Genomic DNA, 15213 nt, shown 5'->3' with positions numbered 1-15213 from the left:
CAGAGCTTTCGCCCTTTTGAAGGGGAAGGAGGCTCTGATTTCTTACATTTAGCGTTAGATATAAGTCAACTGTTTCGGATAGGCGGTCAACACTTCCACGCCGGAGGCGGTCACGAGCACGTCGTCCTCGATGCGGACGCCGCCGACTCCAGGCACATAAATCCCGGGCTCTACCGTAAATACGTTGCCTTCCGTCAGCAATTGTTCGTTTTTGCCGTGGACGGAAGGGAATTCATGGACGTCGATGCCCAGCCCATGGCCTAACCGGTGAATAAAATAGCGGCCGTAACCGGCGGCTTCGATTACGTCGCGGGCGGCTTTGTCGATCGAGGCAAAGCTGACTCCCGGTTTGATGGCTTCGATGGCGGCCGTGTTGGCAGCCAGCACGGTTTCGTATATTTTGACCAGTTCATCGGACAACTCCCCTACGGCAAATGTGCGGGTGATGTCGGAAGCGTATCCGTCCGCGTAAACCCCGATGTCAAACATGACAAGATCGCCGCGGCGAATTTGCCGCGTTCCGGGAACGCCGTGCGGCAAAGCCGTCTTTTCCCCGGACAGCACCATGGAGTCAAAAGAAGGGCCGTCCGCGCCCAGCTTGCGGATTTGATATTCCACTTCGGCCACCAGCTCGTTTTCGCTGATCCCTTCTTTGACCTGGCGCACCGATTCCGTCAGCACCTGCTCGATCAGGTTTACGGCGCGCTTGATTTTAGCGACTTCGTCCGCGCTTTTGCGGAAGCGAAGCTCACGCAGCCACGGGCCGGCATCCAGATACCGGGAAAAACCAAGCGTTTCCTGCAATTGTTCGAACCTGGCCATGGAGACCTGCTCTTTTTCGAACCCGATCGTGCCGATCGTCCCCTTCAAACGCTGTTTCAGCAGGAGATATGGATCGTCCGTGTCCTGGTGGGTGATGATTTCTGCGACGTCCGCCGCCGCCCGGGCCGCTTCCTCGTCCAGCGCGGGCACCACGAGAAACGGTTCGCTTCCCGCTTGAAGGACGGCGCCAAGAAAGCGTTCATGAGGATTGCTCAGGAATCCGGTGAGATAGTATACATGTTTCGGATCGGTAATCAGCAGGGTGCTGATCCCGGATTCGCGCATTTTTCGGTCAAGCTCAGCCCATTTCATATTCATAAAAAAATACTTCCTTTCGCAAGCAGTTTCAAATATCATTATAGGCTAATAATTGGAAAAGGGATAGTTGGGGGCCGGCGTAAAATTTAACGGAATAATGGTTTACATTTGCGGAAATTTCAATAGAATGGGAAGAAGCTATGTTATGTAAAATTTGAATCAATTGGCTAAAAGGAGAGACGACGTTGACAGCGGAAAAAAAGAATCAAACCCCACTCATCCTGATCGGCCTGATGCTGGCGATCCTGATGTCGGCCATGGACAATACGATCGTGACGACGGCGATGGGGACGATCGTCGCCGATCTCGGCGGCATGGAGCAGTTCGTCTGGGTAACCTCCGCCTATATGGTGGCGGTGATGGCGGGAACGCCGATTTTCGGCAAACTGTCCGATATGTACGGGCGGAAACGCTTTTTCCTGTTCGGGATCATCACGTTTTTGCTCGGATCGATCCTGTGCGGGCTGGCCGGCAGCATCATGCAGCTCAGCATCTTCCGGGCGATCCAGGGGATCGGCGGCGGGGCGCTGATGCCGATCGCATTTACGATCATCTATGACATTTTCCCTGTGGAGCAGCGCGGCAAAATGACCGGCCTGCTTGGGGCGGTATTCGGCACCTCCAGCATTTTCGGCCCGCTGCTCGGCGCGTTTATCACCGATTCGCTGGGATGGCACTGGGTCTTTTACATCAATGTGCCGATCGGGATCGTCTCCCTGCTGCTGATCACCGCATATTACCGGGAATCGCTTGCGCACACGAAGCAGCAAATCGATTGGAGCGGGGCGGTTACCCTCGTCGGCGCGGTGATTTGCCTGATGTTCGCGCTGGAGCTCGGCGGCGAAAAATACGCTTGGAACTCGGCGGTGATCATCGCTTTGTTTGCCGGCTTCGCCGTGCTGTTTGTCGCCTTTTTGCTGGCGGAAACAAAAGCGCGGGAGCCGATCATTTCGTTCGGCATGTTCAAAGTACGGCTTTACGCAACAAGCTGTTTGCTCGCCTTGCTGTACGGCAGCGTGTTTATCGTGGCGACGGTGTACATCCCGATTTTCGTGCAGGGCGTATTCGGCGGCTCGGCCACGAACTCAGGCATTATTTTGATGCCGATGATGGTCGGTTCGGTCGTCGGCAGCATGATGGGGGGAATGCTGACTTCCCGGCTGTCGTACCGCGCGGTTATGGCGATCTCGGTCGTCTGCTTCGTCTGCGGCGTTTTCGCCTTAAGCACGCTGACGAACGACACTTCGCGCCTGGTGCTTACCGTCTTCAGCATTTTGACGGGTTTTGGCGTCGGCTTCTCCTTTTCGGTGCTCAGCATGGCGTCCGTCCATCATTTCGATATGCGGCAGCGCGGCGCGGCGACGTCGACCAACTCCTTCCTGCGCTCGCTTGGCATGACGCTCGGGATTACGATCTTCGGCATCGTGCAGCGCAATCTGCTGGCGGACAAGATGTCGGCGGCTTTTGCCGGAACGGGACAAGCAGGGGGACAAGCAGGGGCAACCTTCGGCAATGCCCAGGAGGCGCTGAGTTCGGACAAGCGGGCCATGATCCCGCCGGAAATTTTGGATAAAATTACGGACGCCTTATCCGGTTCGATCGCGCACACCTTCATGTGGGCTCTGATTCCGGCCGTTTGCTCCGTCCTGGTCGTCATCGCCATGCCCAAGGACCGGATTGTCCGCGGCGCGGCGGCCAGGCCGTCCAAGCCGTCCAAGCAGCAGGGCTGAATGGTTTGATACAAAGTATACGATGATCAGGATGGAGAGAAAAGCACCATGCGGTTGCGCTCTGGCGACTAGAAATCGGCGCTTGAGAGCTGGCAGCTGGCTGAGCTGGCTGTGGAACGACGAACCTTGCCAGCGGGCAACTGGCTGTTGAAACGAACCGTAGGCTGGGTTTAGACGAAATGGCCTTCAAAATAGCGGCACTTTATGTACTTATTATCCGGAGCCAAGCATGTTTATCCTCATTAGCGGCATTTTTTGTCCTTATCTTCCTGCAGGTGGACCAAAATGCGGGCATTTCGATAGCGGCCGGGGAAATTAGCGGCATAAATTGCCGCTATCTCTCTCAAACGGGCGGAGATCGGCGGAATAACGGCGCTTTTTGTCCTTATTTTTTTCACTGGTGTTCTTCCGGCCATCCTGCCCAAAGAAAAAGCCGCTCCCGAAACATGGACGTTCAAGTCCAGGCCAGGGAGCGGCTTCTTTCCATGATAAGCGTGCCTATAGTCACACCTATAGGCACGCCGTGTAGTCACAGCGTGTAGGCACGCAATGTAGTCACGCCGCGTAGGTAAACCGCGTAGTCACGCCGTGTTAGGCACCCGCGTAGTCACAGCGTGTAGGCACGCAATTTAGACATGCCGCGTAGGCAAACCGCGTAGTCACGCCGTGTTAGGCACCCGCGTAGTCACAGCGTGTAGGCACGCAATTTAGACATGCCGCGTAGGCAAATCGCTTAGGCACGCCGTGTTAGGCACGCCGCGTAGGCATAGCGTGTAGGCACGCAATTAGGCACGCCGCGTAGGTAAACCGCGTAGTCACGCCGTGTTAGGCGCGCCGCGTAGGCACAGCGTGTAGGCATGCCGCGTAGGCAAACTGCGTAGTCACGCCGTGTAGCACACCGGCTTTAGGAGCGCAGCTCCTTGACCACATTCGGCGGTGTGCCGCCGGCTAGCGCCGTGGCCAGGTTCTCCGCGGCCAGCAACGCCATTTGACGGCGGGTCTGCGCGGTGGAGGACCCGATATGCGGCAGGGTGACGACGTTCGGCAAGCCGAGCAGCGGATGGTCCGGGGCAATCGGCTCGCGCTCGAAAACGTCGAGCCCGGCGCCGTAGATGCGTTTTTGCCGCAGCGCTTCGGTCAGCGCGGCTTCGTCGACCGTCGCCCCCCTGGAGGCGTTGACGAACACGGCCGTGGGCTTCATCCAGGCAAGCTCGCGTTCGCCGATCAGCCCCCGCGTTTCCGGGGTCAGCGGCGTCATCAGGACGACGAAGTCGGATGTTTGCAGCAGCTCTTCCATAGAGCAGTACACGGCGCCCAGTTCGGCTTCGGTCCCGGGCTTGCGGCTGCGGTTATGGTACAGCACGTCCATGCCGAAGCCCAAATGGCCCCGGCGGGCGACGGCTTCCCCGATTTCCCCCATGCCGATGACGCCAAGCGTCTTGTGGTGCACATCAAGCCCGAACAAAATTTCGTCGTCGCCGCGTTTCCATTTCCCTTGCTTGACGTACTGGTCCAGTTCCGGCACGCGGCGGGCGACCGCCAGCATCAAGGCAAAAATCAGGTCCGCGACCGTGTCGTTCAGCACCGACGGCGTGTTCGTTCCGATCACGCCGCGGGCTTTCATCGCCTCCAGGTCAAAGTTGTTGTAGCCGACGCTGATATTGCTGACGGCCTTCAGGCGGGGAGCATGCTCCAGCAGCTCCGCGTCGATCCGGGTGCCGGACGTCAGCAGGCCGTCCGCTTCGGCTAGGCTTGCGAGCAGCCGCGCGCGGGGAATCGGTCCGTCGCCGTCCCACTTGCTGCAAAGGCAGTGTTCGGCGAGATAGGCCTCAACCTCCGGAGGCACGGGTCTGGCGATAAATACATGTGGCTTCACGGTTCTCCTCTCCCTTTTCTATATAAGTTGAACTATTGATTGTACGTGTGGGGCAGCCGTGTGAAATGTTCTTACGAACGCTGTTGTTCGCAGATTTCGATGACCGGGTTTAAAATTAAATCGAATTAAATTCAAATATTGTAGAAATCCGCTCACAAAGGCGACCAAGCGTATGCTTTCGATGCAGCTTTCTTGCAGAAAGCTTTGAGTTTCTTCAGAATCATTTCCCCAAGGTTCAATATTCTAAAATGTCACTCTTTTAGAATATTGAACCCTCTTGCCTGACCACGCTTTTTTTAGTTCAACTTATAAAGATTTCGTACAAACACTTAAACTTACCTTTATCATACCAGAAAAGAGAGGGGGAGGCGTTAGCGATTGTCAATCTTTTCCGGGTACATGTCGTGATTGAGCAGGCGGTGTTCGGCCATTGCCTCGTATTTGGTGCCGGGGCGTCCGTAGTTGCAGTACGGATCGATGGAAATGCCGCCGCGCGGGGTAAATTTGCCCCATACCTCGATGTACTTCGGATCCATCAGCTTGATCAGGTCGTTCATGATGATGTTGACGCAATCCTCGTGGAAATCGCCGTGATTGCGGAAGCTGAACAGGTAGAGTTTCAGCGATTTGCTCTCCACCATTTTCACGTCGGGAATGTAGCTGATGTAGATGGTGGCGAAATCCGGCTGCCCGGTAATCGGACAAAGGCTCGTAAACTCGGGACAGTTGAATTTTACAAAATAGTCGCGGTAAGGGTGTTTATTGTCAAACGATTCGAGCACTTCCGGCGCGTAATTAAACGGATATTTTACGCCCTGGTTGCCCAGCAGCGTAACGTCTTGCATTTCTTCAGGTTTTCTTCCGGCCATGGTTGGCTCTCCTTTGCAAAGTGGTTTTATCAATATAGAAAAAATAATTGCCAAAACTATACGCCGCGTTTGTTCCCCCATACGAGGGCATGCAGCTGCGGCAGAACGCGCACGTTATTCAATTCGGACGAGGCGACAACCTTGTCGATCAACGCTTCATAGCGCCGCAGCAGATCGGCGGCATGCTCCCGGATATCCATCCGCCGTACGTCGGGATTGCCGACCTGCACATACATCGGCGTATCCGGGTAGCGGGCGTGCACTTGTTTGGCGTAGGCGAGATCGGCCTCGTCAAACACGACGACCTTCAGGCTGACGGCCAAGGGATGGGGGCGATGGGACAGCTTGGTCACGATATCGTCCAGAATAGCCCAATCGGTCTCCATTCCCGAGCTCGGCGGCTTGGGCGACAGCGTGACCTGCTCGATCTCGGCCAGCCAGTCCTGCCAGCGCGAGCCTTGCGTCTCGACGGCGATGGCAACGCCCTTGGCGTGCAGCAGTGCCACCAGGCCGGCGAGCTGCGGCAGTAGGGCGGGGTTGCCGCCCGACAGCGTGACGTGCGAGAAACGATCGCCGCCGATCTCCCGCAGCTCTTCCCAGATCGCCGCCGGCGTCATGAAGCGGATCGCGTCTTTGGCGCTGCCGTCCCAGGTGAAGGCCGAGTCGCACCAGACGCAGCGGTAATCGCAGCCGGCGGTGCGGACGAACATCGTTTTTTGCCCGATGACCATGCCCTCGCCCTGAACGGTTGGTCCAAACACTTCCAGCACGGGAATCGGCGGGTTATTCATCCAGCATCCACTCCCGTCTGACTTCGGCATAGCTGGTCGGCGTCTCGTACAGGCGGACGAACTCCGTCCGGCCTTCCAGCACGACATTCCGGTAGGTCTCCGACCCAAGCGCGGCTTCCATTTTCTCGAACAGCCATACGACCGTGTTTTCCGCCGTCGTATTCATCGGCGGCAGCGTTTCGTTCAAATAACGGTGATCGAGATAAACTTCGATCTCGTTTTTCCAGATCTCCTTAATCGTGCCGAAATCAACGGTAATGCCGATCTCGTTAGGCAGGGCGCTGATGCCAAACACGGCTTTATACGTGTGGCCGTGCAGATTTTTGCATTTGCCTTCATAGGCATGCAGATGGTGGGCGGCGTCGAAAGTAAATTCCTTGCTGACGAGAACGCGGCGCCGGTGGTAGCGCAGCTGCTCCTTGCCGATGTCGCGACCCAGCTTCTGCAGCGATTCGACGATTCGAAATTCGCCCGGCGTCCGGCTCATTGTTTGTCCGCCCCCTGACGCTCCAGCAGGTATTTGTCCAGGCCGGCTTTGCGCAGCTTGCAGGCCGGGCATTCGCCGCAGCCGTCGCCGATGACGCCGTTATAGCAGGTGAGCGTCCGTTCGCGCACAAAATCGAAGGCCCCTAGCTCGTCGGCCAGCTTCCACGTCTCGGCCTTGTCGATCCACATCAGCGGCGTGTGGATCACGAATTCGTAATCCATCGCCAAATTGAGCGTCACGTTCAGCGATTTGACGAACACGTCGCGGCAGTCGGGATACCCGCTGAAATCGGTCTCGCAGACGCCGGTCACGATATGCTTGGCGCCGATCCCTTTGGCCAGGACGGCCGCAAAGCTGAGGAACAGGTGATTGCGCCCGTCCACGAACGTGCTGGGGAGCTCCCCGTCCTTTTGCACGATGGCGATGTCGCTGCGGGTCAGCGCGTTTTGCGTCAACTGGCCGAGCAGGCTCATGTCGAGAATTGTGTGCTTGATATCAAGCTCTTGGGCGATGTCCTTGGCGCATTCGATTTCGCGAGCGTGGCGCTGGCCGTAATCGAACGTCACGGCCTCCACTTCGCCGAACTGCTTTTTCGCCCAGAACAGGCAGGTGGTGCTGTCTTGACCGCCGCTAAAGACGACGACCGCTTTTTCGTTTTTAAGCATAAAAAAACCCTCCATCTTCTTTGGGATTTGAAAGCGGCAAGCCTTGGCCGCCGGCAGAAGAAAGAGAGTTCTTGAACTGGTCGCAAAAAAACAAGCCCGGTTCCGGCGGGTGTTTCGGCTGCCCCTTCCGCGCTTGCAGCGCTGATGAACGGAACGCCAAAATCAACCCCTCCATATGACAGGGCGTTTTATAGTTTTTTATAGAGGGAGTTCTCGAACCTCTCCCATGCCGTAAGCCGGATCCGGCCAGCATGGATTCTTCTTCAATTGGGTGCTTTCATAATAGGCATTAGGCACAAAGTTCATTATAACACAATTTTTATAGCGGGAAAGGGGCTGATGCGATTCGGACGCAGGTAGTTCTTTGGAAGTGATATGTTATTTAGCTGTTCACAAAACCGGGGATATCGTCGATAATGGAGTAGATCATTTATAGATCAATATAGAGGAGGGTGAACGATGAAAAAAATGAAATGGCTGGCCATTCCCGTCATTTTGCTATTGGCGGTGCTGACCGGATGTCAAGCCGTAGGCGGCTTTGACGTCAGCAAGGCGCTGGCCGGCAGCCTGAACCCGACATCCAGCGAATCCAGACAGACGCTTAAGGTGGAACTGGTGCCGGCTTCCGGAAACTTGTCTGCCGAGGACAAAGCAGCTATCGAACTGATCAATTCTTTATCTATCAATATTGACAGCGCCAAGGTGCAGGATAAAAATCATGCGTCCATCAAAGGCTCGGTCGGATTCCAGGGAGGAAACATCCCGTTTCTGATGTCGATGGATGCCGCTAAAGGGATTGCGTTCCAGATCGAAGGAGCTAAGCAGCCACTGTACATATCGCTGGATAACGCGCTGTCCAAAGAAATGGGCATGAATGAAGAAGGCGTGCAAAATTTAACGTTGAAGACAGCGGAGCTTATTTTCAAGCATTTCCCGAATCCGTCGGTCCTCACCGTAAAACAAACGCAGGAACAGGTTAACGGCGAATCGTTAAACCTGACCAATCTGCACGCCGAGATCCGCGGCGATGAGCTGGTCGGCATGATCAAGCCGTTTCTTGTCAGCTTGTCCACGGATGAGCAAGGTTTGAAAGAGCTGATCGGCGAGTTTTATGATATGGTACTTCCTGTTGTTAACGCCGTTAACGAGTTTGGTGCCGGGGACATGGGAACAACGATGGACCAGCAGTCCAAAGCGCAAGTTGTAGAAGAACTTTACCCGGAAATCAAAAAAGAACTGGAAGAGTTCATCAAAGACTTTGATAAAGATATTGCCGTTCTGCTGAACGATACGCCGGAATTGTCCACCGTGCTTGGCAAAGATACGGTGCTTAAGCTGGACCTGTATTTCGACAGCAATCTGAACATCCGCAAGCAAACGATGGATCTGAACATAGCGCTCCCCAGCTCGGAAGATCTCCCGATTTCGGCGATCAAGGTTCACAGCGAAAACGAAGTCTGGAACATTGGCGGCCAGGTGGCCATCGATCAGGTGGATACCTCTGCGGGCGTGCTTGACACGACGGACGGAAAGGTAACGCCGGGGCAAATTTTGCGCAATTTCCAAGAAGTGACGCCGCTCTATAAGCTGCTTAAGGACCAAATGAAGATCGGCCATAAATATGCGGTGATCGATTCGAAAAACGATTATTACGGAGTCATCAATAAAAAGGGCACTGCTTTCGTGCCGCTTCGCTACTTGTCGGAGCAGTTCGACGCCGAAGTGAAATGGACGGAAGGCTCGAAACGGATCGTTGTTGTCAACGATCTCACCGGGGAGGAAATCGTCCTGACGATCGGCTCCAAACAAGCGGTGGTGGGCGGCAAGACCGTTCAGTTGAGCGGGCCGGTGTTCGTGCACAAGGACGGAGCGACCTACGTGCCGCTGCGTTTTCTGGCAGAAGCGCTGGGAGCGACGGTTGAGGTCGACCCCGAAGGCTGGATTACTGTGGAACGGAAGTAAAATGCCGCTTAGTTAACGTTTTGTTAACGCTTAGTCTTAACGTTTGGTTGAAGCTTTAGCTTATGCGTGGGATTGTCCCTGTCACTTTGGGTGGCGGGGACAATTTTTTATAGTCCCCAAATGCAAAAGTGCAGGCGATATTTGTCAGATTTCCTCGAAATAGTCCATCGAAATGCAAAAGCTTTTGCATTTGACGGGCCATTGTCAGGGGATTGGGCGCGAACGAACTGTATTTTTGCATCTCGCAGGAGCCGGCGCAGCCCGTATCCGTTACGTTTATCCCGGCTCCTATTGCCTAAATCCCTGTTTCTTTATATAATGATAATCATTATCAGTAGAGGTATGAATGGGGGATCAATTAGAAATATGCACGCTTTTAAATATCGTTTTCTTACTTTGGCTGTAATTATGCTGATGGCCGTCGTGCTTGCCGCCTGCGGCGGTCAAGGCGGAAACGCCGGGGCGAATGGGGCTGGCGGAGCTCCCGCAAATGGGGCCGCGAACGGCGGAGCCGCGGGGAATGCGCAGGGCGGAAACGCCGGAGCATCGGAAGGACAAGCCGGGACGAGAGTCTACACGGACTATAAAGGGGAGCAAGTGGAAATCCCAACGAATCCGCAGCGGATCGTGTCGATCACGCATTTGGGCGACCTGGCGGCCTTGGGCGTGAAGCCGGCTGGCGCCGGCTCGGTGGCGCTGGAAAATTCGGTTTTGCTGCAAAAGGAGCTGGAAGGTGTCGAGAATGTCGGCGATGTATCCGTGGAGAAGGTGCTGGAGCTTCAGCCAGACCTCATTATCGTGCCTACTTATCTGCCGGCCGAGACTGTGGAACAGCTCAAAAAAATCGCACCGGTCGTTACTCTGGCCACGACAGGCTGGGAGGGCGTCGATCCGCTCGAAGAGGTGAAGACGGTTGGCGCCTTGCTTGGCCGGGAGAAAGAGGCGGAAGCGTTCATTACCCGCTACAAGCAAAAAGCGGAAGAAGCCAAGGCTAAGCTGCAGGAAGTCATTGGCCCGGACGAAACCGTCGGAACGTATTCGATTTGGGCGAAAAATTTCTGGGTATGGCCGAAAACGCGGGATGCCGGCTACAACCTGTACGAGATGTCCGGCTTGAAGCCGCTTGACAAAATCGAAAAAGAAGTGTTCCCGACGACAGGGGCGGACATTTCGCTGGAGGTGCTGCCCGAGTATGCGGCGGACCACATGTTCGTAACGGTTTATGAGCCGGACGGCGGGGCGGAACGCGCGCAAGAGGTCATGAACGGTTCGATCTGGAAAAACCTCCCGGCGGTCAAAAACAATCATGTGTATAAGCTGGACAACAAAGAGTTTTGGATGGTTGACGGGCTGAACCTGGAGAAACAGCTGGATATTCTCGTCAATTTGGTCGTAAACCAAAATCAGAAATAACCGCGAGCGTTTGCTTGCATAAAAAAGCCGCTCCTTCAGTCGCTTGGACTGATGGAAGCGGCTTTTTGGTGTGCGGTAAGGATGGCGGAGGAAACCGGAGGATGCCGGATGCTGCGCAGGATATTGCGGGATGTTGCGGGATGTTGTTAGGATGCTGTCTTCCTATCTCGATGGACAACGGATACAGGACCCACGCCAGATGTTTAACGAACTCCGGCCCGCGCCGCGGGCGACCGTTAAACGAGCAGAGCCCATTCCTTGCGGATTGCTGTTTCCTCCAGCCCATAACCGATCAGTACGAGGTAATGCGGACCGCTGTGGGCAATGGACTCCCAACGGATCCGCTTGCCGGCGAATTGGAGGAGATACGTTTGCTTCTGCCGGGAAAACCGGAGATAGCCTTTAGCCCGCAGTACGCCGCTGCCCCATTGTTTGATAAAACGTTCCAGCTTGCTTGCCGGCAGGCTTAGAGGCTCGGGCAAAGGCAGAACGACGGTGCGGATTCTGCTGAAGGAAACGGGGGGATCATCCTTAAGCCCGCCCGAAGATACGTTGCCGGCAGGGTTCCCGCGCAGCTCGCTCCCCGGCCCGCTTCGGAGAGCTCCGGGAGAATGAGCGTGACCCGGCACGATCACCCGGAAAGGGGAGCGCTTCAACGGAACGGCCGTTTTGCCGGGGACCGGCTGCACGCCCTCAAAGAAAGGGCCCAGCGGGACGGCGGCGTTGACGGCATAATGCATCCGCGCCGCGGCATTGTGCTTGCGGGCCATTTCCGCCACTTTGGCGCAATGGGAGGAGGGGGCAAGATCGGTTTTGTTGATGATCAGGTCATCGGCCGTAGCGATCTGACCGCGCAGCGTTCGCACGAGCTGTTTGTCGGCGGCGAATATGCTGTTGTATTCAAGCGCATGCTCGGCATCTACGATCGTAATGACGCGGTGGAGATAGACCCGGCGGACCAACCCCGGCTCGGTGAGCTGCTCCACGATTTCTTCCGGATTGGCCACGCCGGTGAGCTCCAGCAGCAGCAAGTCGGGCGATTGCCGCAGCAGGCTGGCGATGGCTCCTTGGATTTCGTCTTTTTTCGTGCAGCAGATGCAGCCGTCCAGCAGCTTTTCCAGCGGAAAGGCCGTGCCGGATGCGCGGGACACGAGATCGCCGTCGATATCGAGCCGCCCGAGTTCATTCATTAATACACCGGGCCGAAGCCCGCGTTTGCCCGCTTCCTCAAGTAATTTCAGCAGCAGCGTCGTTTTGCCGCTGCCCAAAAATCCGCTTAAAATGATGACCGGCGTGCCTGGCGTGTTACTGTTAGGGTGCATACCTGCAAGCTCCTTTCGGGACATGTCATTGACAAATGGGAGACGTGCTCCTAATATATGTTTATTCGTAACAATTACGTTTAAACCACGAGAATGGAATGAGCTTATGTTAAAACTCAAACGCGGCGACGTGCTGCTGATGGCGTTTCTGGTGCTGGTCGGTTCCGTTTGGCTGCTGCTCCGGGCCGCTGCGGAAAACCGGCAAACCTTTGATCCGTCCGCCCTGGACGCGGTTATAACGGTGGATGGAAAACCTTATGCGACCGTACCCCTGGACGGTCCGGAGCAAACGGTCGATATCCGGACGGAATACGGCCACAATACGTTAAAGGTGTTTAACCAGGGAATTCAAATGGTTTACGCCGACTGCCCGAAAAAAATTTCCATGCAGATGGGTTTCATCTCCCGCCCGGGCGAAACGATCATATGCGTTCCCAACCGGGTGTACGTGGAGATCGTGAGCACCGGAGGCGGGGAACCTGATGATGACGGAATCGACGCTTACGTAAGGTAGCCCCAACGTCCGATCCGCCGACGCTAATGTAAGGCAGCGCTCCTAGCCGGCTCCTCCTTTATTCGTCTTGCCCGCTCTCCCAAACCTTCACCGAGTCCCCGCTCGGGTACACGTAAGGCGTGTCCGGCCTGGGGATTTCCTTGATCTGTTCGGCGGCGACGGTGATGATGTTTTTCCCCTGGCGAATCTGCGGCTCGATCGTTCCTTCCACTTCCAGCCAGGCATCCGCCCGAATATTCCTCAGCGGCTCGGCCGAGGTCACGACAACGCCGAACGGAGCCGCGTCCGCCGTGCAGCACATCACCAGGAAGCGGCCGAGAATAAATTCATGGGCGTTCGGCGCTTGGTACACAAACCCGCTCAGTTTGACTTTTTTTCCGCGAAATTGATCCTGGAACAGCTCGATCGCCCCCACTGTTTCCGAGAAAATCTCCGGCCGGATCTCGATGATCTCCTCCGGGTACAGCCGCTTGGCCAGTTCGGCGAATTCGGCGTTGTACGGGTCGGGCGCTTTAAACGTCGCCTCCAGTTGCTCTGCGGCAGAGAGGGGGGAGGTCAAGCTCATCCCTCTTTTGGCGGCGGCGAAGCTGCCGAGCGCCTGATCGGGAAGCAGCGCCCCCAGCAGCAGCGGGAGCAGGAACAGGCCGTAGACCGCGGCGTTTTTCCAGCTTGACGCGGACAGCGGGCGCTCGCAGTCGCAGAGGACGGCGGCTTTTTGAAACAATGCCTGATAAGCTAGGGCCACGGCCATCAAAACCAACGCGATCGGGCAGTAGCGGATATACGGTTCCATGGACGGGGCGATATAATATTTCAGCGCTCCCGCTTTGGACAGATGAGCGATGAACAGGGCGAACCCGAGCAGGATTAGCGATCTGGCGAAATAATGGGCCCGAATCACGCGGGGGTGGTTCATCCGGCTCGATACCTCCTTGTTTTTTCCGTTAGGGGCTTAGCCACAGCGCCTCCGTCAGCACGGCCCCCGTAAACACGATCGTACAGATGAGAAAGGCCAGGTAGAGGACGAATTTGGTTTTAAAGACGGAGAGCAGCATCAACCCGTTTTTCAAATCAAGCATCGGCCCGAACACGAGAAAAGCGAGCAGCGAACCCCCGGAAAACGTCTGCAGAAAAGTGGCGGCCACAAAAGCGTCGGACGTGGAGCACAAAGACAGCAGAAATGCAAACCCCATCATAAATACATAGGCGCTGACCGGCCCGCCGCCGATTTCCGCGAGGTTTTCCTTAGCGACAAAAGCCTGGATGCCCGCCGTCAACATGCAGCCGACCAGCAAATATTTGCCCATTTCGAACACTTCGTCCGCGGCGTGCACGAACACGGCCGTCAACTTCCCGCCGCCATGCCCGGGCGTATGCCCTCCATGTTCAACCGTCCCGCGGGCAAAGCTGAGCTTCAGCGGGCCGTCTTTCCAGGTGAGATAGACGATGGCGCCGATCGCCGCGGACACGGCAAAAGCCAGTCCCATCCGGGCGTACACCATTTCGGGATATAAGCGAAAAGCCATGTATGTGGCGCTGAACACGACCGGATTCAGGATAGGTCCCGACAATATAAACACGACCGCCATATAAACGGGCATCCCCTTCTGGATTAATCGGCGAATGAGCGGAATCATCCCGCATTCGCACACGGGGAAGATCAGGCCGAGCAGGCAGGCGCAAAGGATGCCGAGCGCCGGGTTTTTGGGCATAAAGCGGCTGAGGGTCTCCTCGGACACGAACAGATGGAGCAGCGAGGAGAGCAGCGCTCCGACCAGCACGAAGGGCAGCGCCTCCAGTAAAATGCCGATAAAGCTCGTTTTGAACGTCTGCACCTCGTTCAGCGGGACCTGCTTTAAGAGAGCCGGCCCAAGGACTGTCAGGCAGGCCAGCGCAAAAGCAAGCGGAACCAGAAGCGGCAGCAGGCGGCGGGGCCGGGCGATTTTGTTCATGTCGATCTCCTTCAACGAACGGGTTCAAATTTAATGGCAGATAACGGCTTGGCTAAATCATAATTATTACTATTAATTAGCGCCGGATTTCAGAACCGAACTTGTGTGCAATCGAAAAAAAATTCAATCGGATTCGGTTCCGCCCAGCCCGCTCTTCAAGCCGCGAATCTAAAGCTGGCTCCCCCCGATAAAAGAGGCGTTGCCAGCGCGTCATTTATGACGGCGTTTGATCTGGGGGATCGGGCTTGGCTCGATCATTCTCGGCTGGGTTTCCCAATATACCGGATACGAGGTTTTGTTTTTCGTCTGTGCCGGTTCCGTATTCGTATCCGCCATGATTTTCTTAACCTTTGTTATGCGGCGTTTGGCGGAGAAACGGCTGGCTACGGCAGACGCTGCGTCCCCGGTGCCGGCCGAGTGAATAAAAACAAGGCACGGCCGGACAATATGTCCGGACCGCGCCAAAGGGGGAGAAGGAGAAAGTAAATCGTT

General features: G+C 55.9%; 15 protein-coding genes, 1 pseudogene and 1 riboswitch. Of the genes and pseudogenes, 5 read left to right on the top strand and 11 right to left on the bottom strand.

The window, feature by feature from the left end; genetic code table 11:
• Positions 1-54: 54 nt before the first annotated feature.
• Positions 55-1140 carry a M24 family metallopeptidase gene (locus tag DYE26_RS14855; protein ID WP_036625024.1) on the bottom strand — a complete coding sequence of 362 codons (1086 nt, stop codon included), beginning with the start codon at positions 1138-1140 and terminating at the stop codon, positions 55-57.
• A gap of 233 nt (positions 1141-1373) precedes the next feature.
• On the opposite strand from DYE26_RS14855, the gene DYE26_RS14850 reads away from it, so the two are divergent.
• Positions 1374-2870, top strand: coding sequence for an MDR family MFS transporter (locus DYE26_RS14850; RefSeq protein ID WP_082208087.1), 1497 nt, complete (start codon positions 1374-1376; stop codon positions 2868-2870).
• A gap of 242 nt (positions 2871-3112) precedes the next feature.
• On the opposite strand, the gene DYE26_RS33160 is transcribed toward DYE26_RS14850, so the two are convergent.
• From DYE26_RS33160 to DYE26_RS33455, 7 genes are all read right to left on the bottom strand, one after another.
• Positions 3113-3295, bottom strand: a complete 183-nt coding sequence (locus DYE26_RS33160) for a hypothetical protein (protein ID WP_127463448.1) — start codon at positions 3293-3295, stop codon at positions 3113-3115.
• 479 nt (positions 3296-3774) lie between these two features.
• Positions 3775-4746: a 2-hydroxyacid dehydrogenase gene (locus DYE26_RS14845; protein WP_036625021.1), complete on the bottom strand. Its 972-nt coding sequence runs from the start codon at positions 4744-4746 to the stop codon at positions 3775-3777.
• A gap of 371 nt (positions 4747-5117) precedes the next feature.
• Entirely contained in the window at positions 5118-5615 is a 498-nt protein-coding gene (gene queF, locus DYE26_RS14840) for a preQ(1) synthase (RefSeq protein WP_036625020.1), read from the bottom strand.
• Positions 5616-5671: 56 nt separating this feature from the next.
• The gene (gene queE, locus DYE26_RS14835) at positions 5672-6406 is read right to left on the bottom strand and encodes a 7-carboxy-7-deazaguanine synthase QueE (RefSeq protein ID WP_036625019.1); all 735 of its coding nucleotides are present in this window, start codon (positions 6404-6406) and stop codon (positions 5672-5674) included.
• Entirely contained in the window at positions 6399-6893 is a 495-nt protein-coding gene (locus DYE26_RS14830) for a 6-carboxytetrahydropterin synthase (protein ID WP_036625017.1), read from the bottom strand. Before DYE26_RS14830 ends, queE begins: the two co-directional genes overlap by 8 nt.
• Positions 6890-7558, bottom strand: a complete 669-nt coding sequence (queC, locus tag DYE26_RS14825; protein WP_036625015.1) for a 7-cyano-7-deazaguanine synthase QueC — start codon at positions 7556-7558, stop codon at positions 6890-6892. The genes DYE26_RS14830 and queC overlap by 4 nt, the downstream gene beginning before the upstream one ends.
• Positions 7551-7718 carry a hypothetical protein gene (locus tag DYE26_RS33455; protein ID WP_155620497.1) on the bottom strand — a complete coding sequence of 56 codons (168 nt, stop codon included), beginning with the start codon at positions 7716-7718 and terminating at the stop codon, positions 7551-7553. Before DYE26_RS33455 ends, queC begins: the two co-directional genes overlap by 8 nt.
• A 24-nt stretch (positions 7719-7742) precedes the next feature.
• A riboswitch (PreQ1 riboswitch) is annotated at positions 7743-7786 on the bottom strand.
• Between the two features lie 231 nt (positions 7787-8017).
• Here DYE26_RS33455 and DYE26_RS14820 point away from each other — a divergent pair.
• Both DYE26_RS14820 and DYE26_RS14815 read left to right on the top strand, forming a co-directional pair.
• Positions 8018-9520, top strand: coding sequence for a copper amine oxidase N-terminal domain-containing protein (locus tag DYE26_RS14820; protein ID WP_036625013.1), 1503 nt, complete (start codon positions 8018-8020; stop codon positions 9518-9520).
• Positions 9521-9886: 366 nt separating this feature from the next.
• Entirely contained in the window at positions 9887-10933 is a 1047-nt protein-coding gene (locus DYE26_RS14815) for an ABC transporter substrate-binding protein (protein ID WP_036625012.1), read from the top strand.
• 236 nt (positions 10934-11169) lie between these two features.
• Here the strand turns inward: DYE26_RS14815 and DYE26_RS14810 are convergent, their stop codons facing one another.
• Positions 11170-12255 carry a CobW family GTP-binding protein gene (locus tag DYE26_RS14810; RefSeq protein WP_036625010.1) on the bottom strand — a complete coding sequence of 362 codons (1086 nt, stop codon included), beginning with the start codon at positions 12253-12255 and terminating at the stop codon, positions 11170-11172.
• A gap of 106 nt (positions 12256-12361) precedes the next feature.
• On the opposite strand from DYE26_RS14810, the gene DYE26_RS14805 reads away from it, so the two are divergent.
• Entirely contained in the window at positions 12362-12769 is a 408-nt protein-coding gene (locus DYE26_RS14805; protein ID WP_036625008.1) for a NusG domain II-containing protein, read from the top strand.
• A 58-nt stretch (positions 12770-12827) separates the two neighbouring features.
• Here DYE26_RS14805 and DYE26_RS14800 read toward each other — a convergent pair whose 3' ends face one another.
• Together DYE26_RS14800 and DYE26_RS14795 are read right to left on the bottom strand one after the other, a co-directional pair.
• The gene (locus DYE26_RS14800; RefSeq protein ID WP_036625006.1) at positions 12828-13685 is read right to left on the bottom strand and encodes a TIGR03943 family putative permease subunit; all 858 of its coding nucleotides are present in this window, start codon (positions 13683-13685) and stop codon (positions 12828-12830) included.
• A gap of 28 nt (positions 13686-13713) precedes the next feature.
• Positions 13714-14721: a permease gene (locus DYE26_RS14795; RefSeq protein ID WP_036625005.1), complete on the bottom strand. Its 1008-nt coding sequence runs from the start codon at positions 14719-14721 to the stop codon at positions 13714-13716.
• Between the two features lie 126 nt (positions 14722-14847).
• Here DYE26_RS14795 and DYE26_RS14790 point away from each other — a divergent pair.
• Positions 14848-15142: pseudogene (locus DYE26_RS14790) on the top strand (MFS transporter); the annotation flags it as partial.
• Positions 15143-15213: the final 71 nt, after the last annotated feature.

Source organism: Paenibacillus macerans (assembly GCF_900454495.1).
Classification (GTDB): Bacteria; Bacillota; Bacilli; order Paenibacillales; family Paenibacillaceae; genus Fontibacillus; species Fontibacillus macerans.
Note: the sequence above shows the minus strand (reverse complement) of the source record. Positions and strands in the feature narration are given on the sequence as shown.

Bases quoted from the DNA above. Each gene is read 5' to 3' on its own strand.
- DYE26_RS14855 (WP_036625024.1), bottom strand. From the start codon at position 1,140: ATGAATATGAAATGGGCTGAGCTTGACCGAAAAATGCGCGAATCCGGG.
- DYE26_RS14850 (WP_082208087.1), top strand. From the start codon at position 1,374: ATGCTGGCGATCCTGATGTCGGCCATGGACAATACGATCGTGACGACG.
- queF (WP_036625020.1), bottom strand. From the start codon at position 5,615: ATGGCCGGAAGAAAACCTGAAGAAATGCAAGACGTTACGCTGCTGGGC.
- queE (WP_036625019.1), bottom strand. From the start codon at position 6,406: ATGAATAACCCGCCGATTCCCGTGCTGGAAGTGTTTGGACCAACCGTT.
- DYE26_RS14830 (WP_036625017.1), bottom strand. From the start codon at position 6,893: ATGAGCCGGACGCCGGGCGAATTTCGAATCGTCGAATCGCTGCAGAAG.
- queC (WP_036625015.1), bottom strand. From the start codon at position 7,558: ATGCTTAAAAACGAAAAAGCGGTCGTCGTCTTTAGCGGCGGTCAAGAC.
- DYE26_RS14820 (WP_036625013.1), top strand. From the start codon at position 8,018: ATGAAAAAAATGAAATGGCTGGCCATTCCCGTCATTTTGCTATTGGCG.
- DYE26_RS14815 (WP_036625012.1), top strand. From the start codon at position 9,887: ATGCACGCTTTTAAATATCGTTTTCTTACTTTGGCTGTAATTATGCTG.
- DYE26_RS14810 (WP_036625010.1), bottom strand. From the start codon at position 12,255: ATGCACCCTAACAGTAACACGCCAGGCACGCCGGTCATCATTTTAAGC.
- DYE26_RS14805 (WP_036625008.1), top strand. From the start codon at position 12,362: ATGTTAAAACTCAAACGCGGCGACGTGCTGCTGATGGCGTTTCTGGTG.
- DYE26_RS14800 (WP_036625006.1), bottom strand. From the start codon at position 13,685: ATGAACCACCCCCGCGTGATTCGGGCCCATTATTTCGCCAGATCGCTA.
- DYE26_RS14795 (WP_036625005.1), bottom strand. From the start codon at position 14,721: ATGAACAAAATCGCCCGGCCCCGCCGCCTGCTGCCGCTTCTGGTTCCG.